This window comes from Psychromonas sp. SR45-3, assembly GCF_014163575.1.
In the GTDB taxonomy this organism is placed as follows: Bacteria; Pseudomonadota; Gammaproteobacteria; order Enterobacterales; family Psychromonadaceae; genus Psychromonas; species Psychromonas arctica.
In genome coordinates, this window is the sequence record NZ_JACJDP010000043.1 from 15,291 (window position 1) to 34,959 (window position 19,669).

The 19,669-nt window shown below is 34.9% G+C and carries 19 protein-coding genes; 12 read left to right on the forward strand and 7 right to left on the reverse strand.

Annotated elements, in window-relative coordinates; genetic code table 11:
- Positions 1-8 precede the first annotated feature (8 nt).
- Together H5084_RS16730 and ubiE are read right to left on the reverse strand one after the other, a co-directional pair.
- Positions 9-614 carry an SCP2 domain-containing protein gene (locus tag H5084_RS16730; RefSeq protein WP_028869050.1) on the reverse strand — a complete coding sequence of 202 codons (606 nt, stop codon included), beginning with the start codon at positions 612-614 and terminating at the stop codon, positions 9-11.
- Between the two features lie 57 nt (positions 615-671).
- Positions 672-1,427 (reverse strand): bifunctional demethylmenaquinone methyltransferase/2-methoxy-6-polyprenyl-1,4-benzoquinol methylase UbiE, encoded by a 756-nt coding sequence (ubiE, locus tag H5084_RS16735; RefSeq protein WP_028869049.1) that lies wholly within the window; start codon positions 1,425-1,427, stop codon positions 672-674.
- Between the two features lie 504 nt (positions 1,428-1,931).
- Here ubiE and pgi point away from each other — a divergent pair.
- Together pgi and H5084_RS16745 are read left to right on the forward strand one after the other, a co-directional pair.
- Positions 1,932-3,584 carry a glucose-6-phosphate isomerase gene (gene pgi / locus H5084_RS16740; protein WP_220485994.1) on the forward strand — a complete coding sequence of 551 codons (1,653 nt, stop codon included), beginning with the start codon at positions 1,932-1,934 and terminating at the stop codon, positions 3,582-3,584.
- 208 nt (positions 3,585-3,792) lie between these two features.
- The gene (locus H5084_RS16745) at positions 3,793-4,797 is read left to right on the forward strand and encodes an NAD-dependent epimerase (RefSeq protein ID WP_182691672.1); all 1,005 of its coding nucleotides are present in this window, start codon (positions 3,793-3,795) and stop codon (positions 4,795-4,797) included.
- 146 nt (positions 4,798-4,943) lie between these two features.
- Here H5084_RS16745 and H5084_RS16750 read toward each other — a convergent pair whose 3' ends face one another.
- The gene (locus H5084_RS16750) at positions 4,944-5,993 is read right to left on the reverse strand and encodes a glycosyltransferase family 9 protein (protein ID WP_182691674.1); all 1,050 of its coding nucleotides are present in this window, start codon (positions 5,991-5,993) and stop codon (positions 4,944-4,946) included.
- Between the two features lie 37 nt (positions 5,994-6,030).
- Between H5084_RS16750 and H5084_RS16755 the strand changes: the two genes are divergently transcribed.
- The gene (locus H5084_RS16755) at positions 6,031-6,738 is read left to right on the forward strand and encodes a 3-deoxy-D-manno-octulosonic acid kinase (protein ID WP_182691676.1); all 708 of its coding nucleotides are present in this window, start codon (positions 6,031-6,033) and stop codon (positions 6,736-6,738) included.
- A 19-nt stretch (positions 6,739-6,757) separates the two neighbouring features.
- Here the strand turns inward: H5084_RS16755 and waaA are convergent, their stop codons facing one another.
- Entirely contained in the window at positions 6,758-8,047 is a 1,290-nt protein-coding gene (gene waaA / locus H5084_RS16760) for a lipid IV(A) 3-deoxy-D-manno-octulosonic acid transferase (protein ID WP_182691678.1), read from the reverse strand.
- Positions 8,048-8,128: 81 nt separating this feature from the next.
- Between waaA and H5084_RS16765 the strand changes: the two genes are divergently transcribed.
- The 6 genes from H5084_RS16765 (at position 8,129) to H5084_RS16790 (ending at position 14,100) form a co-directional block, all read left to right on the forward strand.
- Positions 8,129-9,178, forward strand: coding sequence for a CDP-glycerol glycerophosphotransferase family protein (locus H5084_RS16765; protein ID WP_182691680.1), 1,050 nt, complete (start codon positions 8,129-8,131; stop codon positions 9,176-9,178).
- A 424-nt stretch (positions 9,179-9,602) separates the two neighbouring features.
- A complete protein-coding gene (locus tag H5084_RS16770; RefSeq protein ID WP_182691682.1) occupies positions 9,603-10,376 on the forward strand; it encodes a glycosyltransferase family 2 protein in 774 nt (257 codons plus the stop codon).
- An 85-nt stretch (positions 10,377-10,461) separates the two neighbouring features.
- On the forward strand, positions 10,462-10,833 hold the full coding sequence (locus H5084_RS16775) for a capsular biosynthesis protein (protein WP_182691684.1): 372 nt from the start codon (positions 10,462-10,464) through the stop codon (positions 10,831-10,833).
- Positions 10,833-12,416 (forward strand): capsular biosynthesis protein, encoded by a 1,584-nt coding sequence (locus H5084_RS16780; protein WP_182691686.1) that lies wholly within the window; start codon positions 10,833-10,835, stop codon positions 12,414-12,416. Before H5084_RS16775 ends, H5084_RS16780 begins: the two co-directional genes overlap by 1 nt.
- A complete protein-coding gene (locus H5084_RS16785) occupies positions 12,416-13,138 on the forward strand; it encodes a glycosyltransferase family 2 protein (protein WP_182691687.1) in 723 nt (240 codons plus the stop codon). Before H5084_RS16780 ends, H5084_RS16785 begins: the two co-directional genes overlap by 1 nt.
- 5 nt (positions 13,139-13,143) lie before the next feature.
- The gene (locus H5084_RS16790) at positions 13,144-14,100 is read left to right on the forward strand and encodes a WavE lipopolysaccharide synthesis family protein (protein ID WP_182691690.1); all 957 of its coding nucleotides are present in this window, start codon (positions 13,144-13,146) and stop codon (positions 14,098-14,100) included.
- A 192-nt stretch (positions 14,101-14,292) separates the two neighbouring features.
- Here H5084_RS16790 and H5084_RS16795 read toward each other — a convergent pair whose 3' ends face one another.
- The 3 genes from H5084_RS16795 to H5084_RS16805 all read right to left on the reverse strand — a co-directional run bounded on the left by H5084_RS16795 (position 14,293) and on the right by H5084_RS16805 (position 17,689).
- Positions 14,293-15,300, reverse strand: coding sequence for a WavE lipopolysaccharide synthesis family protein (locus H5084_RS16795; protein WP_182691691.1), 1,008 nt, complete (start codon positions 15,298-15,300; stop codon positions 14,293-14,295).
- An 86-nt stretch (positions 15,301-15,386) separates the two neighbouring features.
- Positions 15,387-16,463: a glycosyltransferase family 4 protein gene (locus H5084_RS16800; RefSeq protein WP_182691693.1), complete on the reverse strand. Its 1,077-nt coding sequence runs from the start codon at positions 16,461-16,463 to the stop codon at positions 15,387-15,389.
- On the reverse strand, positions 16,460-17,689 hold the full coding sequence (locus H5084_RS16805) for an O-antigen ligase family protein (protein WP_182691696.1): 1,230 nt from the start codon (positions 17,687-17,689) through the stop codon (positions 16,460-16,462). The genes H5084_RS16800 and H5084_RS16805 overlap by 4 nt, the downstream gene beginning before the upstream one ends.
- 286 nt (positions 17,690-17,975) lie before the next feature.
- Between H5084_RS16805 and glpE the strand changes: the two genes are divergently transcribed.
- The 3 genes from glpE to H5084_RS16820 form a co-directional block, all read left to right on the forward strand.
- Positions 17,976-18,287, forward strand: a complete 312-nt coding sequence (gene glpE / locus H5084_RS16810) for a thiosulfate sulfurtransferase GlpE (protein WP_028869034.1) — start codon at positions 17,976-17,978, stop codon at positions 18,285-18,287.
- Positions 18,288-18,418: 131 nt separating this feature from the next.
- Entirely contained in the window at positions 18,419-18,769 is a 351-nt protein-coding gene (locus H5084_RS16815; RefSeq protein WP_182691701.1) for a DUF6572 domain-containing protein, read from the forward strand.
- 208 nt (positions 18,770-18,977) lie between these two features.
- Positions 18,978-19,669 (forward strand): transketolase family protein (locus tag H5084_RS16820; protein ID WP_310735770.1); only part of this gene is annotated, 692 nt, incomplete at its 3' end.

Genomic DNA, 19,669 nt, shown 5'->3' on the forward strand with positions numbered 1-19,669 from the left:
AATTTGCTCTATTTATTGGTGTACTGGTTTAACTTTAATAACAGTTTATCCGCTTGCTTATCTAGCGTTTTTACTTGTTCACAAAAATAGGCAACCTCTAAGCCACTAGGGGCAAGTTTAACCTCTTCGGTAATATAGAGCGCCGTTTGTGTTTCTATATTCATTAACTGTTGCTGAACACTCTGCTGAATTTTTTTGGCGTGGTAACAAAACTTATGAGCAATCACATCTCCGACTTTATGCGATAAGTGCTCTTCCCAATCGATCTCCATATCTGTTAATAGTTGTGCAAACTGTTGCACTAATTGAATATCGCCTTCAACTTCTAATTGTCCAGTTTTAATCAAGTGAGTTAATTGATGATTATCTTGTAATTTAGGCAACGCACTAGCACTGACGCGAATAAAGCAATCAGGATCGCCGGAGAACTTATTGAGTATATCAATTTGTTGCGATGAGATAACAAAATACAAAGGGAAATTAAGCTCTTTTAAACTAACTCCAATAATAGTGCCATTAAGTTGTTTCCGTTTTATGACAGCGCTGCTATCTAATTGATGTAATTGATTTACACCTGTTTCTAATAAACCGCAAAGCAAGTTATTTAATGGCATATTGAGTCTCGTTGTAAAAGGGTTTCATCTGTTATTACATTGTTTCGAATAACACGCTTAATATTTATAACCACGGTGTAAAGCCACAATACCAGCGCTTAAATTAAAGTACTCAGTCCCTTCAAATCCGACATTTTCCATCATCTCTTTTAGCTCTTCCTGACCCGGATGCATACGAATACTTTCAGCAAGATATTGGTAACTTTCGCTATCATTCGCAATTAATTTACCTAATTTTGGCAGAATATTAAAAGAATAGAAGTCATAGAATTTTTTAACCGGAGTGTAAATAGGTTTTGAAAACTCTAACACTAATAAACGGCCACCTGGTTTTAAAACTCGGTAGATAGAGGCGAGTGCTTTGTCTTTATCCGTCACATTACGTAATCCAAAAGCAATGGTAATCAAATCAAAATGATTATCAGGGAAGGGTAGTTCTTCTGCATTTGCTTGCACATAACTGACATTGCCTTCAATGCCCATGTCACGTAACTTTGTACGGCCAACTTTCAGCATAGAATCGTTAATATCAGCTAAAACTACATCACCTTTAGGACCCACAATACGAGAAAATTTTGCTGTTAAATCGCCAGTGCCGCCTGCTAGGTCTAATACTTTTTGGCCTTGACGGACACCAGAGCAATCAATAGTAAAGCGTTTCCAAATGCGATGAATACCCATTGATAACACATCGTTCATAATGTCATATTTAGCAGCAACAGAATGGAATACGTCTGCAACTAGTTCCACTTTCTTATCTTCTTCAACGGTTTTAAAACCAAAGTGAGTCGTGTTGTCTGGCTTTTCTTGCATGGTTATCTCTTTACCTTAAGGATAAAATTATTGGGTATTATGTTCAAACTACCTGAAGATATTGAGTTCAGCAAGGCGCAAGCTAATACAGTTGTAATAAAGACAGTTTGATTTCTTTATTTAAAATCAATGTCTTTAAATTTCTAATGTCTGTACTTTTATATTGCGGTTTTACAAAAAGCTAAATCTACATCTTCTGTCATTCAAGTATAAATATGCCACTATGATAGCAATTTTCCTTTGTAATTGGATCTTTATTGTTTGCTCTTTTATTGATTTAAGTAGCTTATTTTCTTTTGTTTTTAATGTTACGCTTTATCACAGGAATACTGTGAATTTGCCGATATTATCAAATTAAAAGAATAATTAATTACCTTGGCTGTACGCCATCTTCAGTGCTTTTGCATGCTAGTTATAAATATTACAGGACTCTGTGTCGCTTTGATTTACTGATAAGCACACGTGAGTAGATACAATTTAATATCATAAACTTGGGAACTCCATATGTTGAAAAATATACAACCTACACAAACCGCTGCTTGGTCGACTTTACAAAATTTATTTGATGATCATGCTGAGATGCAAATATCTCAATTATTTGCTGAAAATCCAGAACGCTTTGAAACATTTTCTCGTCAATTTAATGAAGACTTTTTGCTCGATTTCTCTAAAAACTTAATAACAGAAGAGATACTAGCGAGCTTAATTGATCTTGCAAAAGAAGTAGATTTAGCGTCGGCTATCAAAGCGCAGTTTTCTGGTGAAAAAATAAATATTACAGAAGGTCGTGCTGTTTTACATACGGCATTACGTAACCGCAGTAATACGCCGGTGATGGTTGATGGCAAAGATGTGATGCCTAAAATCAACCAAGTGTTAGCACAAATGAAAACATTTTGTGAAAAAGTGCATTCTGGTGAGTGGTTGGGTTATACCGGTAAACGTATTACTGACGTGGTAAATATAGGTATTGGTGGATCTGATTTAGGTCCATTCATGGTCACTGAGGCATTACGTCCTTACAAAGTAGAAGGTATTGAAACTCATTTTGTATCCAATGTTGATGGTACGCATATTGTTGAAACGTTAACAAAAGTAGACCCAGAAACGACGTTATTTTTAATCGCGTCTAAAACCTTTACTACACAGGAAACTATGACCAATGCGCATAGTGCGCGTGATTGGTTCTTAAACTTTGCGCAAGACGAAGCGTTTGTTGCTAAGCACTTTGCTGCGTTATCAACCAATGCGGATGCCGTTACTGAATTTGGTATTGATACTGCAAATATGTTTGAATTTTGGGATTGGGTTGGCGGTCGTTACTCAATTTGGTCTGCGATTGGTTTATCAATTGCATTAACCATTGGCTTTGAAAATTACGAAGAGTTACTGGCTGGTGCTCACGAAATGGATAAACATTTTGCCAATACCGAATTTGAAAATAATATTCCTGTGTTATTAGCTGTGATTGGGATTTGGTATAACAATTTCTATGGCGCTGAGTCAGAAGCTATTCTACCTTATGACCAATATATGCATCGTTTCCCTGCTTATTTCCAACAGGGTAATATGGAGTCTAACGGTAAATGTACAGACCGTAACGGTGACCCGGTTGATTACCAAACAGGCCCAATTATTTGGGGTGAGCCTGGTACTAATGGCCAACATGCTTTTTATCAATTGATTCACCAAGGTACTAAATTAATTCCGTGTGACTTCATTGCTCCAGCTGTGAGCCATAATCCTGCTGGTGATCACCATGCTAAATTATTATCTAACTTCTTTGCTCAAACTGAAGCATTAGCTTTTGGTAAAAGTAAAATGCAAGTGGAATCTGAGTTTACTGCTGCGGGTAAATCTGCTGAAGAAGTTGCTGATTTAGTCCCTTATAAAGTATTTGAAGGTAATAAACCAACTAACTCTATTCTCGTGAAAAAAATCACACCAAGTACACTTGGTCAGTTAATTGCAATGTATGAGCAAAAGATTTTCACTCAAGGGATTATCTGGAATATCTTTACTTTTGATCAATGGGGTGTTGAGTTAGGGAAGCAATTAGCAGGGCAAATTTTACCTGAGTTGAGTAATGACGATAGTGTTGATAGCCACGATTGTTCAACTAATGGGTTAATAAATGCATGGAAAGCTTGGAAATAATTGTAAATAGTATTTAGTTTTACTTTTAATTCCCACTTCCATCTAAAGCGGTGAATGCTATCAGATTTCTGGTTTCATTCGCCGCTTTTTACTTTATTGTCTTTTCATTAGATTGATTTACTCAGCATTGATAAATCACTACTATAGCTGCATTGTCTGAGCTAGCTGAATTAGCTAATGTAAAAATGACCAACATTTAGGAGTTAATATGAAATATCTTGTAACGGGTGCCGCTGGCTTCATTGGTAGTGTTGTTGTTGAGCGCTTGACCGCAGCGGGGCATCAGGTAATTGGTATTGACAATATTAATGATTATTACGATGTCGCATTAAAAGAAGCGAGACTACAACGTATTGAGCATGCTAGGTTTGAGTTTATGAAATTAGATCTCGCCGACCGTGAAGGCATTAAAGCTTTATTTGCACAGCAGCAATTTGACCGAGTGATACATTTAGGCGCACAAGCAGGCGTTCGCTACTCTATTGAAAATCCACTTGCTTACGCTGATAGTAACCTAGTGGGCCATGTTAATATTCTTGAAGGGTGTCGTCACAACAAAGTTGGACACTTAATTTATGCTTCTTCAAGTTCTGTTTATGGTCTGAATGCTAAAGTCCCTTTCTCTACTAACGATTCGGTTGACCATCCCATTTCTCTTTATGCAGCCACTAAAAAATCAAATGAATTAATGGCGCATACCTACTCCCATCTTTACAATATTCCAACCACAGGGTTACGTTTCTTTACTGTTTATGGTCCTTGGGGGCGCCCAGATATGGCCCCGTTTATCTTCACTAAAAAGATTTTAGAAGGTGAAACCATCGATATTAATAATAACGGCGATATGTGGCGTGATTTTACTTATATCGACGATATTGTTGAAGGTGTTATTCGTATTGCAGATGTTGAACCTGTTAAAAATCCTGAATGGACTGTTGAAGCTGGCAGCCCTGCAACAAGCTCAGCACCTTATGCGGTTTATAATATTGGCCACGGCTCTCCAATTAGTTTGATGGACTTTGTACAGGCGATCGAAAGTGAGCTAGGTATTGAGGCTAAGAAAAACTTCCGTGAAATGCAAGCGGGTGATGTCTACCAAACCTACGCTGATACCAGTGATTTGTTTAAGGCAATCGGTTACACGCCAGCGGTTACTGTTAAAGAAGGTGTTGCCGAATTTGTGAAATGGTATAAAGAATTTTACCAAAAATAACTTAATAACTTTGCCAGCCGAGCTATAAGCTGCGTAGCTAACATTTAAATAATGAAATATTAGGGCTAATTGTATTAGCCCTTTTTTATTGCTTAAGCATAAATGCTAAATTGCTCTCAGTACAAAAGAGGGGATGTTTGGCTGCGTTAAAACAACGAGTCGGTTGATTTATTAAACTGCTCTATCACTTGGCCTGTACTAATATCCTGCATAATATGTTCGCCCTTAGCACGCGCACTCCAAGGTAAGTCTTGTAACGGTTTTTTATGTTGCTCTTGTACATGTTTTTCATAAACGCTAACCACACTATCCTTACTTAGGTAAGGGCCTGTCCGTTTAGGATTACTATGGCCGTATAAACCTATCACCCGTGTTCCTTGTGTTGTTGCTATATGAGCCGGGCCAGAGTCTGGGGCTAATACTAGTGCCGCTTCTTTTAATACGGCGGTTAATTGTTTTAATGATGTTTTACCAATCAGATTAATGACCGGATGGTGCATTTTTCTCTCTATTGCTTCACCGAGTTTTTGTTCTCTTGGGGTTGGTGAACCGCATAACACGACTTCAAATCCTGTTTTAGCTGCATAGTCTGCGACTACTGCATAGCGAGGAATTAACCAATTGCGTTCATCTTTACTGGCTGCAGGGCTGATCACAAACAAAGGTCGGTTTAAATGGCTAACTTGATTTGCAAATTCAATGTCTGCATCGCTAAGTGGAATATTCCAAGTCGGTGTTGTTTTATCAATGCCTAGAAAATAAGCAAACTCAAAAAAGCTATCTAGTACATGTTGTGAGGCCGTATCTGGGATTTTTTTATTGGTAAATAACCATTGTCCTTCTTTGGCGCGTTTACGGTTAAATCCCACTTTGTATTTTGCTTTAATACCGAGTGTTAGTGCACTTGCTCGCAGTGCTAATTGCATATGCAATAAGGCATCAAATTTTCTACCAGACAGTTGCTTCCAAATTGCTCTCATCCCCGTAAAACCGGTTTTTTTATCGAATACGATCACCTCTACATCGGGTAAGTCATGCAACAACTGTGCTTCAATTTTACCCATGATCCACGTTATTTTAGTGGTCGGCCATTGTTTTTGAATTGCTTGCACCATCGCAACAGCATGGCATACATCACCAATAGCAGAGAGACGTAGTAGACAGATAGATTTTGGTGCAGTTGTAAATAGAGGCATGTTAATATCTTATCTTTAAAGTAAATGGAATTGAGTCATGTTAAAAACTGTTGAGCAGAATAAACTATATATAGTGTTTGATGATAGCTTAATTAGCGATGATATTGAACGTTGTTTTGATGCTCAATTTTGGCTCGAACAAGATAAAGTAGTCGGCTCTGCAACAGGGCGAGGAACAACATGGTTTGTGCAATTGGCAAAAATGCAAGCCGCACTGCGTCATTATCTACGGGGTGGCTTATTTGGAAAGATAATATCAGACCATTATTTATTTAATGGTTGGCAAAAAACACGTTCAGTGGCTGAATTTCATTTGTTACAAACGTTAAAGCAGCACGATGTGAATGTTCCTAAACCTATTGCAGCGCGGGTTATTAAAAGAAACTTTTGTTATCAAGCGGATCTACTGTCAGAAAAAATACCAAATGCACAGGATTTAGTGGCGGTGTTACAACAACGCCAATTAACTGAAGTGGAATATAACGCGATTGCGATACAAATAAAAAAAATGCATCAAGCTCAGGTAAATCATACGGATTTAAACATTCATAATCTTCTTTTAGATAATGATGGAAAAGCTTGGATCATTGATTTTGATAAATGTTATCAGCAACAGGGTGAAGCTTGGAAAGAAGCAAATTTACAACGCTTATTAAGATCCTTTAATAAAGAGCTTAATAAGCGTCAGATAAAATGGACTCAGGATGATTGGCTTTGCTTGTTTAACGCTTATCAACAAGCCTAGTTTATTTAGTTTGCATTGCTTATTTAGTTTGTATCGCGCCTTTAGTTTGCATCGCATCGATAGTTTTCTGCAATGCGCCTTGATTTTTTTGTACAAAACTAAACGCAATTTCGCCTTGCTCAAGACGCATTTTTTTATGATCAAATAATTGCACCAAAGAGTCAGTTATTTCACTACTATCTTTGCAGATCGTACAAGCACCAAGCTCGACTAACTGCTCGGTTATTTGTTTAAAGTTAAAATAGCTTGGACCATTTAAAATTGGCTTTTTAAGTGCTGCGGCCTCTAATAAATTATGTCCGCCCACTTTATCCCCAATTAAACTGCCGGCGATAAAACAAACATCAGCGGCTCCTAATAAAACCATCATCTCGCCCATCGAGTCCCCTAAGTAGAGTTGTGTATCGTCAGTAATTGCTTGTTGACTACTACGAGTAATGACTGACAAACCAGTCTGCTCTGCTAGTGTTTGCACCGATAAAAAGCGCTCTGGATGACGAGGAACTAGGATTAATAATGCATTAGGTTTCTTCGATAACAGCTGTTGATGAGCTGTTATAAGTTGTTCATCTTCACCTTTATGCGTGCTAGCAGCTATCCAGACTTCTCGCTCTTGTCCTATAGAATGACGCAATAATGAAGCTTGTGTTAATTGTTCGTGATTTACCTTGATATCAAACTTAATAGAGCCGGTCACGCTGACTTGCTGTTCCTTTAACCCTAAATTCACAAACCGCTGTGCATCTTGTTTTGTTTGCGCCAATATAAAATTAATGTTTTTAAGCAATAAACTGAAAACGAAAGGAAATTTTTTATAACGAGCTTCAGAGCGTGCAGAAAGACGGGCATTAATAATGGTGACGGGAATGTTATTTAACTGACAGCAATGTAAGGTATTTGGCCACAGTTCTGTTTCCATAATAAACAGCGCTTGCGGTTGAATAGCGCTAATAAATCCATTAACTGCAAATAAAAAGTCGACAGGCATATAACGGTGTTCAACTAACTCACCAAGTTTTTCTGCTTCTGCCGCACCTGTGCTGGTGGTTGTCGTGATTATAATTGACGCGCTTGGGTTTTGTTTTTTGAATGTTTTTATTAAAGGCGTAACAGCTAATACCTCTCCAACAGAAACCGCATGGATCCAGAACGGCGCATTTGTCGCATGCTGTAACCGAGGTGTAAATCCAAAGTGTTCCTTCCAACGTTGACCAAATTTAGGCTTGTTAGGTTTTGATTTATATAAACTAAATAAAAATACTGGGGCAATTAATATTAATAAAAAACTATAAATAAAACGTAGAAGCATAAGATCAATTATTCGCTGTTTGCTAAAAAGATGTAGTGTACACTACTATCTTTTATTTTTAGTTCAAATGGTAGGGTAAAAATGCATACATCGTTATCAAAAAAAGCGACTGAGAAGTTTAAATTTCTTTTTTATGTAGAGCAAAATTACTCATTTGATATTCTTCGTCCAATACAGAAAGTCGCTATTGAACTAGGTTACCAAGTTAAGTGGTTAATCGTCGGGAAAGAGGCTTCAAGTCAGTATTTGCAAGAAAAAGATGAACAGTCGATTTCAATTGATGATGCTATTACCTATAAAGCAGATGCTGTTTTTGTCCCTGGAAATCATGTACCTGCTTTTATACCGGGTATAAAGGTCCAAGTCTTCCATGGTTTGAATCAAAGTAAAAGAGGTAACGTTTATCCTGAAAGGGGGCTTTTTGATCTTTATTGTACGGAAGGACCACAAAGAACTGAGATGCTTTTAAACGCGATACAAAATAAAAGTCATTGCAAAGTGGTGCAAACGGGGTGGGTCAAATTAGATTCATTATTCCAGTATCAAGCAAAGGTCTCTTTTTCTAGACCTCAAATATTGTTTGCCTCTACTTTCTCAACGTCATTATCTTGTGCAGAATTAGTCTATGAAGAGATAAAGCGCTTAAGTCAGAATAATCAATGGCAATGGATAATCACTTTACATCCTAAAATGGCTCAAAGCACAGTACAAAAATACAAAGCGTTAGAAAGTGATAACCTTGTGTTTTTCGAAAATGATCAAGTTATTGAAGCCTTACACAGAGCAGATATCATGATTTGCGATAACTCTTCTGTTTTTCAAGAGTTTTTATTATTAAACAAACCAGTGATAACAGTTAACAATAGAGCTCCAATGGATTGTTTTATCAATATTACTCAACCCGCTGAACTAAAAGGTGCGATTAACCAAGCGTTATCTCCCTCTCCTTCTTTAATTGATAGTATTAAAGAATATGGCCCTTCTGTGACACCATATTTAGATGGCAAATCTTCTCTACGTGTTGTTTCTGCAGTTGAAGGTATGATTGAAAGCGGTTGGGTAGACTCTAAACCTAAAAACATTATCCAAAATATTAAATTACGTAAAAAACTAAAGTATTGGAAATTTTAAACTGTTAGCCAAATAAGTTACTACTACAATTATGTTTGTCTAATTTGATTGCTTTTACATATCACGGTAATCTATAAATTGTGTTTTTATGATAATAGAAATTTGACCTTTTAAAAGTAGATAAATTTTTATCTTCTATGAATCTCTAATTAAAAGATATATGAGTATTTGTGATTTTTATTTTGTCGTAAAATAGCTCTTTATTAGAGTGAAAAATTAATGAGTAATGTCTATACAGATTGTTTTGATAACAATATTGAAGTAGTTATAAATAGTCCAAGCCAACTAATGCTATTTATGTGCCGATGTTCAATTAAGTTGGTAATCGTGAATGCTTATCAAGCTTTTAAAAATATAGGCCTAAAGCATTCAACCTAATTCAACAGTTAAAACTACGCAAGAAATTAAAATATTGGAAAATATGATGAGTGTAAAAAAACATAGTTTATCAGTGATTGTTATTACTAAAAATGAAGCTGATAGGATCTCTCGTTGTCTAGAGTCAGTTAAAATTGTTGCAGATGAAATTATCGTCTTAGATAGTGGTTCAACTGATGATACTGTTGCTATCTGTCAACAATTTACTGAACATGTGTTCGTGACGGATTGGCCTGGTTTTGGTAAACAAAAACAAAGGGCGTTAGATAAAGCAACCTGTGATTGGGTGTTATCAATTGATGCAGATGAAGCGTTGGATGAAAAAATGCAAGCCGAGCTATCTAAGTTACTTGCACAGCCGGCTATTCAACATGATGCCTATAAACTTCCTTGGGGCGTCACTATCCATGGTAAAACCTTAAAATACGGACGAAGTGCTCGTGCTGTTTTACGTTTATTTAAAAGAGAAGGTGCTGAGTTTTCTTTGGATGAAGTGCATGAAAAAGTGATTCCAGTCGGTACTAACTTTGGGAAAATGAAAGGTATTTTATTACATTACACTCATCGTGATTTTAAACATGGGTTAGATAAATCAGCCAATTATGCTTGGTTAGGCTCACAAAAATATTTTCGTAAAGGTAAAAAATCACATGGTTTGTTGTTAGCTTTATTAAGATCCATGTGGGTGTTTTTTCATATTTATGTATTAAGGCTGGGTATGTTAGATGGCAGTATCGGTTTTTTAGTCGCAATGCGTTATGCACATGGTAATTTTAATAAATATGCAGGTTTGTGGTTACTTGAGAACGACCGAAGTTGATAGACATTTAATTACTCTTAGGCATGGTTTACGAAGTATATAAATTAAGATACTTAATACATATTTGAAATGGATTACATTATTAATGAAAAAACTAATTGTTGATTTAGATGGCACTATTACTAAAGCAGATACAAATGATTACATTAATGTTTCACCTAATTTAGAGGTTATTAAACAGCTTCGTTATTATAAAGAATTAGGTTATAGCATAACTATTCATACCGCTCGAAATATGCGTACTTATAAAGGTAATGTAGGAAAGATTAATATATTTACCTTACCTATTATTACTGCTTGGTTAGAAAAACACCAAGTTCCATTCGATGAAATATTAGTTGGTAAGCCTTGGTGTGGGCATGATGGGTTTTATATCGATGATCGTGCTATTCGCCCATCAGAGTTTTCTGCTTTAAGCATCAATGAAATAGAAGATCTATTGGCTAAGGAAAAGTAATGTTCTTGATTATGTCGGGTGATTATATCACTCAAGAACTACGTTCAGAATTTGGTAAAATTCCTCCATCATTTTTGCCATTAGGTAATAGGCGTTTATTTCAGCATCAAGTAAAATCAGCGCCTGAAAATAAAAAAATATTTCTGAGTCTACCCGAAGGTTTTACTCCTGATAATCATGATTTAACTTGGCTTGCTCTACACAATGTAACTATTCTAAAAATTCCTGAAGGCTTATCGCTAGGCGAGTCTTTAGTATCTGCATTAAATTTAGCCGAATATGATAATCAGGTCTCATTAAGTATTCTTTTTGGTGATACTTTATTACCTAACTTGCCAAGCAATGAAAATATTATTTCTATTTCTCAAGTCGATAGTAGTTACCATTGGGCTGTTGTTAATAATGATAATAGTATTTGGCTAAACACTAGTGAGGGGGGGGAAGAGTTAGACAAGCATAACGTAGTGTGTGGTTACTTTAATTTCAATCAACCTAAACAACTTGTTAGGGCACTAGTTATGGCGCATTGGGATTTTATTGAGAGCCTTAATTATTATCATAAAAAGTGTAATTTAAGCGTACTCGAGGTTGATAATTGGTTAGATTTTGGACATCTAAATACTTACTATAGATCTAAAGCAAAATTCACTACTCAACGTGCTTTTAATAATCTTGAGATTACTCCTCGTTGGATTAGAAAATCTAGTCATAAAATTGAAAAAATCTCTGCAGAAGCTAACTGGTTTGAAAATGTACCTGCTCAATTAAGAATATTTTTGCCCCAATACCTTGGTTCAATTATCACTAAAGAAAGTGCTTCTTATCAATTAGAGTACCTTCATTATACTGCGCTCAATGAACTGTATGTTTTTTCTGTTCTTCCTGAAATTGTATGGAAAAAAATACTTAGTAATTGCTTGTTTTTTATAGAAGAATGCCATAAATATAAAGCACCTAATCAATCTGCAGGTGTTGATTTAAAAGCCATGTTTCAAGATAAAACGACAGTTAGACTTAATGAGTATTGTCAGGAAATTGGCTGTACTATGGAGACTAAATGGTTGTACAATCAAAATTTAAACGCTTCATTTTCTGATTTACTACAATGTAGTGAACAATTTCTACCCCCCGCAAGTCATCATAATAGCGTAGTTCATGGTGACTTTTGCTTTAGTAATATATTGTATGATTTTAGAACCAATAATATAAAAACAATTGATCCTCGAGGGATCGATTTAAATGAAAATTTTACTATTTTTGGTGATGGTCTTTATGATGTAGCTAAACTTAGTCATTCAATATTAGGGTTATATGATTGGATCATAGCAGAATACTATGAAGTTGATATTAAGCAGAATAGTATTCAATTTACACTCGACGTGCCAAATTCAATTAATGGTATCCAATCCTTATTTTTAACATTAGTGAATGATAAGTTTAATCTAACAAGTAATGCTTTATACGCAATGCAAATACAGCTATTTTTATCGATGTTACCTCTACATAGTGACGATAAAAAAAGGCAACAAGCATTAATGGCCAATGCATTTAGGTTATACAAAATAATTAAAGAGGTTAAATAATGATCGTTATCCCAATGGCTGGATTAAGTTCTCGTTTCTTTAAAGCTGGATATAAAAAACCAAAATATATGCTTGAAGCTCATGGCAAGTCTCTTTTTGCACATGCTGTAAATAGCTTTTCTGAGTATTTTCAAACAGAAAGTTTTTTATTTATCGTTCGTGATATTTTAGGGACGGTTGAGTTTATCAAAAATGAGATCGCTGTTTTAGGAATAAAAGAAGCACATATTTTTATTTTGGATAAAGAGACAAAAGGGCAAGCAGAAACTGTCTACCTTGGTTTGCAATCAATAGCTAATAGTGAAGAAGCAATCACTATTTTTAATATTGATACATTTAGACCAGCATTTAATTACCCTAAGAATATCGAACATTGGGATGGTTATTTAGAGGTATTTGAAGGGGAAGGTGATAATTGGTCATTTGCAAAGCCAGAATCTAGCAACAGCACTAAAGTCATCGAAACAGCAGAAAAACGAGCTATTTCAAACTTATGCAGTACAGGTTTATATTATTTCAAAAGCATCAATATTTTTAACCGAGCTTATAATAATTATATTGCAAAACCAGAAAGTGAATGGGAAAAAGGTGAACTATATATTGCACCTTTATATAATTATTTAATTAAAGATAATAATGAAATTCACTTTCATTTGATTGATCGATCTGATGTTGTTTTTTGTGGAGTTCCTGACGAATATATCGCCTTTTTAGAAGGTTAACCAACATGAAGGAAAAATTTGAAAATATCAGTGTTGTAGTGCAAGGTCCGGTACAATCTTCTCAAGCTCGTAAGCAACAAGAAGGTATAACAGAAAAATGTTTATTAAGTATTCGAAAGCATTTACCCGGTGCGACTATAGTTCTTTCTACTTGGAGAGGGCAGGATATTAGTCATCTAGAGTATGATAAATTAGTGTTAAGTGTAGATCCCGGACAAAATAAGGATGGTTATTGTCCTGTTAATTATCATCGTCAAGTGCTGTCTACAAAAGCTGGACTTGCAGTTGTAACTACGCCTTATGCGATTAAATTAAGAAGTGATAATTTTCTTATTGGAAATGAATTCGTTAATATTCAAAAAGTATTTTCAAAAAAATCTGAACAATATAATTTTTTTTCTGAAAAGGTCGTAATAAATAGTAACTTATTTCGTCGTACTTCTAATGGCCACAAAGTGATTTTCAATGCGAGTGATTTTTTTTATTATGGTTTAACTTCTGATTTAAAGCTTATCTGGGAACAACCTCCTTTTGAGGAACAGCGGTTTTCTCAAGTATTATTAGATAAAAGTTTGCTGCGTAAAAATGGATATAAAGCTTTAGAGGCGGAACAAGTATATTGTCAAATATGGATGAGAAGATTAACTAAAGATTCACCATTAATGGTTCATCGTTATGATTCGACTAAACAGGACTTAAATTTTTGGGATGAGTTTTTAGCAAATAATATTATTATTGCAGATCCTGAAGTTATGGGCTTAGGTTTGAGAGATGCCTCTATTCGAAAAATAAAAAGAGCAAATGAATATAGCCACATAGATTGGTTGAAGCTCTATCAGAAGTATTGTAATAAAAAGCAAAAAATTCCTTTCTCAAAAGTACAGCTGAGTTTATCGATAAGAAGATTCATTAAGTTACCCATTAGTAAACTTTATACTGATTTTAAATTGATTTTGAAATAAACATAATGGAGGAAATTTAATCTTATTCTGGACGATTTAATACTATCAATATCTTGAGATAGTTTTACATTAATTGAAGCAAAATTACTGTTAGCTATTTAGAGCCAATGCTTTTTAAAATATTCACTCATAAAAAATGAGCTATTTATTTTTATGGAATAGCTAGAGTTACTTAAAAGTAACTCTATAACATTAAGATACGTTATACTTTTTCCGTTTTAACTGACGAATCTTTGCTTCAAAATAAACGGGAAAGATGTATTTTAGACGATTAATAAACAACTTAAATCTAAGTATATATGCAGGTTCTATATTAAAAGTTGGGTCACAATATTTTTTGTAAAGATCTTGCCACTCATGAAAGTAGATATGAGCACACTTTCCTCTTTCTCTTGATATTCTGACTTTCCCGTTAGAAAATTTCTCGCCTAAATTAAGTCCGATCTCCTCGGGAGAAGAAATAATTAAATTATTTGCATAACAGATATCAGATTGCTTAGATTTTTCTTTACTATTGTCTAATAAGTGTTCAAGTGTAATTGAAGGTTCAAATTTTTGTAATGCTTGTAACCAAAATAATTGAGTACAATCAGTTATATAATTAGGGTGTGATGGACTAAAATCGTGTTCAGATTTCTTTTTATAATCTTTGACTAAAGGTAAATCCCATAACGTGAGTAAATCACCAGTCAAACCGAAATAAAAAAAGTCGCTTAAATGAAAAGCTACTTTTTGTCCTTTAGCGTACTTTCTAGTAAATGCGTTCGCTGTAACAACTCTTTCTTTAAGGTATCTATATTTATTACTTCGAGCAGGGAACTGCGTTTGTAATGATATAAAGTTATTAGATGTTAGATAATTATCACTTCTTAATTTGATCGCATACTTGGTTGTTACTCGTTTAAGACCTTCTAAAGTTGAAACAATTTGTCTATTATTATTATAATATTTAGGTGAGCCATCTTTATTGTATTTACGAATATTCTGACCTGGATCCTCACATAAAACTAATTCATCATAATCTAGACCATCTAAATTTTGATTGTGCCATGTAGATAAAATTATTTTAGCCCCAGGTAAATACGCTCTAACTGAATTGAGACATTTTTTAGTTATACCCTCTTCTTGTCCTCTATTGCCTAAACTTTGCACCGGCCCTTGAACCACAACACTAATATCGGTATAAATTTTATTCTTCATGTTTATCTCTTTAATTATAAAAACTTATTTTCATACAATGCAAAAGAAGCACTAAATGATAGAACTACGTCTATTTTGTGCATCACTCAATTAAGTAGTCTGTTAAAGAACATTAAGTGTTCTTTAACAGTATTTTTCTCGTTAAATTTTTGTGCTAAGCGCTTTTGTGCGGCAATACTCATTGATTGAATTAGTTCTTTATTATTAATTAGCTTATTCATTGCATCTGCAAACTCTTGAACATTACCGGCTTCCGCTATGAAGCCAGTTTTACCATCCACAACAAGTTCAGGTGAGCCTCCTGTTGTTGTTACGACGGATGGAGTCGCATTTGCCATTGCTTCAATAATGGTTCTAGGTAAACCCTCGCCACTAATTGATGGTTGAACCTGAAAATCTGCCATTGTCATTAATGACGGAATATCTGTTCTATGCCCAATATAGTGAATACGTTCACTCATTGGACTTGCTTTGATCTCATCAAAATATGGTTCAAATCCACTACCAGCTAAAATCAAATGAAAATCTGGGTTTGTAATAGAATGGGTCGCTTGTAATAAAAGAGAAATACCTTTGCTGGGCCTTACATGTGCGGCGCATATCGCAACAATATGTTCATCCGTTAAACCGAATTCACTACGTGGAGTAGGCGTAACTTGATACCACTCTAGCTTGTGACCTTTATAAATAGTCACAACATTGTTTTTATTTTTCCAAACTCGTTGAACAACATCTCTTTCTACTGCTTTTGAAACACATACAATTCCGTCAACGCGAGGATGTAACTGAGTTAAGTAAGCCGATGGGTCATGACGATACAAGCCGCCTGTAGTGCCTCGATAGACAACTAATTTAGCTTTAGTCCCAATACATGCAAATGCAGCGTTAGGGATTGTTTTAGAATTAAACGCATAACAAATGTCGATGTTATTTTCTTGTAACACTTTACGAATTTTTTTGATCGTAGTAATACATATTTTTTTCGAAGGATAACCATCAATGACATTGACACCGCAGGTAATAAATCTCTCTTTATAAGGGCTATCTCCTTGTGTCATGACTGTTACATGATGACCTTGATTTACCATCTCAATAAACATTTCAGCTTCAGGTCTTACACTGTTCCAAGCATGCTTATATGAACTGCAAACGAGAATTTTCATAGTACTACCTTATTTTTATCAGAAACTGATACCTGATTTGTATGAAAGAAGACTGCGTAAAATATTATCGTATACATTAAGTAATGCAGCATTCCAGAATGATGATTTATATAATTTTGAGTCAAGCAATAGCCCATGACAAGTATAATATGTGCAATACCTAGTTGTGCAAAAACACTATTTTTAACATTTCTTTTAGCTATGAAAAAGTATAAAGGGGAACAAAAGAACAGCATTAATGTTGTTAAGCCAATAATTCCTTTTATAGATAGCTCTTCAATGTAACTATTATGTAGCCTACCAAAGTTAAGGACAATAGGGGCAACTAGCTTCTTGTCAACTAGAGCTTGGTTATATTTTTGTCTGTCCTTGTAACCCGTACCAAAGACTGGATTTTCTATAAAATTATAGACGCCACTTTTCCACATCTCTATACGTGCGCCAAGAGATGAGTTGCTATTATTTTGCTCACTATACTGAGTGATATCTTGAACTGCTTTCTTAATGCGTTTATCTACAATGTCATAAGAAACTAAGCTGCTACTCATAAGTATTATTGTTAAGGTTACCCCTACTTTTACAGAAATTAATTGACGGTTGACTATTAACAACCAAATGATAACAAAGGGCGCTATGATCCAACTCCCACGAGAACCTGACAGCATACTTGCCAGGATACCAAAAAATGCACATATTAAAGCGATTATTACCAATTTAGATTTTTTGTCTTTAAAGTGTTGAATAGCAATAATTAAAGAAAAAATACCAAGTGACATTGCAATATCACCTGATTGAATAATCATGTATCCAAAACCATCGAATGCTCGTATATTTAAAACTTGATAGTGATACAGAGCAATCAACCCACTGATGAAAGAGCCTGTTAAAATTCCTATAAAAATCCATTCCTTTTTCGGAGGAAAACTCAATAGGAGAATAAAAGCAGGAAGGATAAAAAGCGTTCGACTAGGCATATCTAAGTTACTGAGTTTACCACCTAATATTAATAGTGATAAAGCAGTAACCAATGCATAGCAAATGAATGAAAAACCAATTTTGTAAAACTCAGAAGGTAATCTGTTTTTTAAGGTTATAGGTAAAATTAACAAAGAAATAATGCATAGTAGAATAGCAATGTAAGAATAACTTTTTCCTGACACAAGTAATGTTAAGGAGTATAGGAAAGTTAAGAAAGAAGTGAGGAAAGTTAAATTCTTAGTAGTCATTAAATGGCTCTTTATTAAATTGTTTATATTTTTAATCTGTAAGTTTTAAACAAAACCTACTCTTTACGATATTTTAATTAAATAGGTTTACTTAGGTGATTTTAGGTTTCACTTGAATTTTCTTATTGGCATTATATGGGCCATATAGAGGTTACTCTGATTATATGTGGAATATGCAATCGCTTCATTTTAGTGCATGATACGCATAGTTAAAAGAGATATCAGTGTTTTATCTATATCTCCTAACCAATTAATGAATTAAACCATTTTAATGAGAGGAATAAGCATGCCCACATTCAAGTTAATAGAAATAGCAGAAACAAAGCAACGATTACAAAATGAAGAAGCTATTCTTGTGGATACTCGCGATCTTCAATCTTATACAGCGGATCATGTCGAAGGTGCATTCAATTTAAACAATGATACGTTGAAAGAATTTTTCGATAAAGTTGAGTTTGATACGCCAGTTTTTGTGGTTTGTTATCATGGTAATAGCAGTAAAGGTGTGGCTCAATATTTAGCTGAGCAAGGTTATGAAGACACTTATAGTGTGGAAGGTGGGATGGCAATGTGGCGTCAACTATTCCCAATAAATTAATCACATAGTTTAATTGTAATAGTTTAATTGTATAAGTTGCTGGTATAGGCTGGTGGCGTAGAACTATAAAATAGATTATGCATCTTCCTGAACGAATCAGTTAAATAAAAAAGATAAAATAAAGGTTATTTATGAGTGTAGTAGATACAGATAGCATTGATGCAATTGGTATGGAGAAAGAAGCAAAACGAGTCTTTTTAAGTATTATCGATTCATTAGTGTGGGACCATGACGATGTTCATCTATTCACGTTACAAGAAAAAATTAATACATATCTGTATTTCATTGAGTCAGGTGAATTAGTTAATGCTTTTCCAGATGCCAAAGGATTTGATATAGCAATTGAATTAATTCTCAAGCATATGCCTACAGATCAAGCGATTACCTTTTTTGATAAAACCACACAAATTCTTTTAGACAAGGGCATTATCTTTGTTTTTGGGCCAAATAAAAATGCAGGTTACGCAGAGCAACATAGTTAAGCTTGCACTTATCCCAGATAAGGTACATTAGTTTATCCTTATCTGGATCTTATTTCTTTCAGCTTCTCTTCTTAGATTGATCTTTATTTTGTTTAAATATGTGATCAAATTTTAACTTTACCATTGCCCCTGCTCTGGGTATTTGGGATAATCCGCGCCTCATATGTCCGCAATTTTCATTAATTCAAAATGTAATCAGGAGAAACAGATGCCTTCTCGTCAAGAGTTAGCTAACGCAATACGCGCCCTTAGTATGGATGCTGTCCAACAAGCCAATTCAGGTCACCCAGGCGCACCAATGGGTATGGCTGATATTGCGCAAGTTTTATGGACGGATTTTTTAAAGCATAATCCAACTAACCCAAACTGGGCTGATCGCGACCGCTTTATTCTATCTAACGGCCACGGTTCAATGCTTATCTACTCTCTACTGCATTTAACAGGTTATGATTTATCAATTGAAGATCTTAAAAACTTCCGTCAATTACATTCAAAAACACCGGGTCATCCAGAATATGGTTACGCACCTGGTGTGGAAACAACAACCGGTCCATTAGGGCAAGGTATTACGAATGCGATCGGTATGGCAATTGCTGAACGTTCTTTAGCGGCTTCTTTTAATAAAGAAGGTCACGACATTGTTGACCACCATACTTACACTTTCCTAGGCGATGGTTGTTTAATGGAAGGTATTTCGCATGAAGCTTGTTCTTTAGCGGGTACGTTAGGTCTAGGTAAACTGATTGCTTTCTGGGATGACAACGGTATCTCAATTGATGGTGATGTAGAAGGTTGGTTCACAGACGATACACCTAAGCGTTTTGAAGCTTACGGATGGCAAGTCATTTCTGTTGATGGGCATAACCCTGAAGAAATCAAAGCCGCTATTATCTCTGCAAA

What these genes read in the sequence shown, in the direction of transcription:
- H5084_RS16755 (WP_182691676.1), top strand. Translation starts at nt 6,031, where the DNA reads ATGTTAAAAACTGTTGAGCAGAATAAACTATATATAGTGTTTGATGAT.
- pgi (WP_220485994.1), top strand. Translation starts at nt 1,932, where the DNA reads ATGTTGAAAAATATACAACCTACACAAACCGCTGCTTGGTCGACTTTA.
- H5084_RS16815 (WP_182691701.1), top strand. Translation starts at nt 18,419, where the DNA reads ATGAGTGTAGTAGATACAGATAGCATTGATGCAATTGGTATGGAGAAA.
- glpE (WP_028869034.1), top strand. Translation starts at nt 17,976, where the DNA reads ATGCCCACATTCAAGTTAATAGAAATAGCAGAAACAAAGCAACGATTA.
- H5084_RS16785 (WP_182691687.1), top strand. Translation starts at nt 12,416, where the DNA reads ATGATCGTTATCCCAATGGCTGGATTAAGTTCTCGTTTCTTTAAAGCT.
- H5084_RS16745 (WP_182691672.1), top strand. Translation starts at nt 3,793, where the DNA reads ATGAAATATCTTGTAACGGGTGCCGCTGGCTTCATTGGTAGTGTTGTT.
- ubiE (WP_028869049.1), bottom strand. Translation starts at nt 1,427, where the DNA reads ATGCAAGAAAAGCCAGACAACACGACTCACTTTGGTTTTAAAACCGTT.
- waaA (WP_182691678.1), bottom strand. Translation starts at nt 8,047, where the DNA reads ATGCTTCTACGTTTTATTTATAGTTTTTTATTAATATTAATTGCCCCA.
- H5084_RS16775 (WP_182691684.1), top strand. Translation starts at nt 10,462, where the DNA reads ATGAAAAAACTAATTGTTGATTTAGATGGCACTATTACTAAAGCAGAT.
- H5084_RS16730 (WP_028869050.1), bottom strand. Translation starts at nt 614, where the DNA reads ATGCCATTAAATAACTTGCTTTGCGGTTTATTAGAAACAGGTGTAAAT.
- H5084_RS16770 (WP_182691682.1), top strand. Translation starts at nt 9,603, where the DNA reads ATGAGTGTAAAAAAACATAGTTTATCAGTGATTGTTATTACTAAAAAT.
- H5084_RS16765 (WP_182691680.1), top strand. Translation starts at nt 8,129, where the DNA reads ATGCATACATCGTTATCAAAAAAAGCGACTGAGAAGTTTAAATTTCTT.
- H5084_RS16795 (WP_182691691.1), bottom strand. Translation starts at nt 15,300, where the DNA reads ATGAAGAATAAAATTTATACCGATATTAGTGTTGTGGTTCAAGGGCCG.
- H5084_RS16780 (WP_182691686.1), top strand. Translation starts at nt 10,833, where the DNA reads ATGTTCTTGATTATGTCGGGTGATTATATCACTCAAGAACTACGTTCA.
- H5084_RS16750 (WP_182691674.1), bottom strand. Translation starts at nt 5,993, where the DNA reads ATGCCTCTATTTACAACTGCACCAAAATCTATCTGTCTACTACGTCTC.
- H5084_RS16790 (WP_182691690.1), top strand. Translation starts at nt 13,144, where the DNA reads ATGAAGGAAAAATTTGAAAATATCAGTGTTGTAGTGCAAGGTCCGGTA.
- H5084_RS16805 (WP_182691696.1), bottom strand. Translation starts at nt 17,689, where the DNA reads ATGACTACTAAGAATTTAACTTTCCTCACTTCTTTCTTAACTTTCCTA.
- H5084_RS16800 (WP_182691693.1), bottom strand. Translation starts at nt 16,463, where the DNA reads ATGAAAATTCTCGTTTGCAGTTCATATAAGCATGCTTGGAACAGTGTA.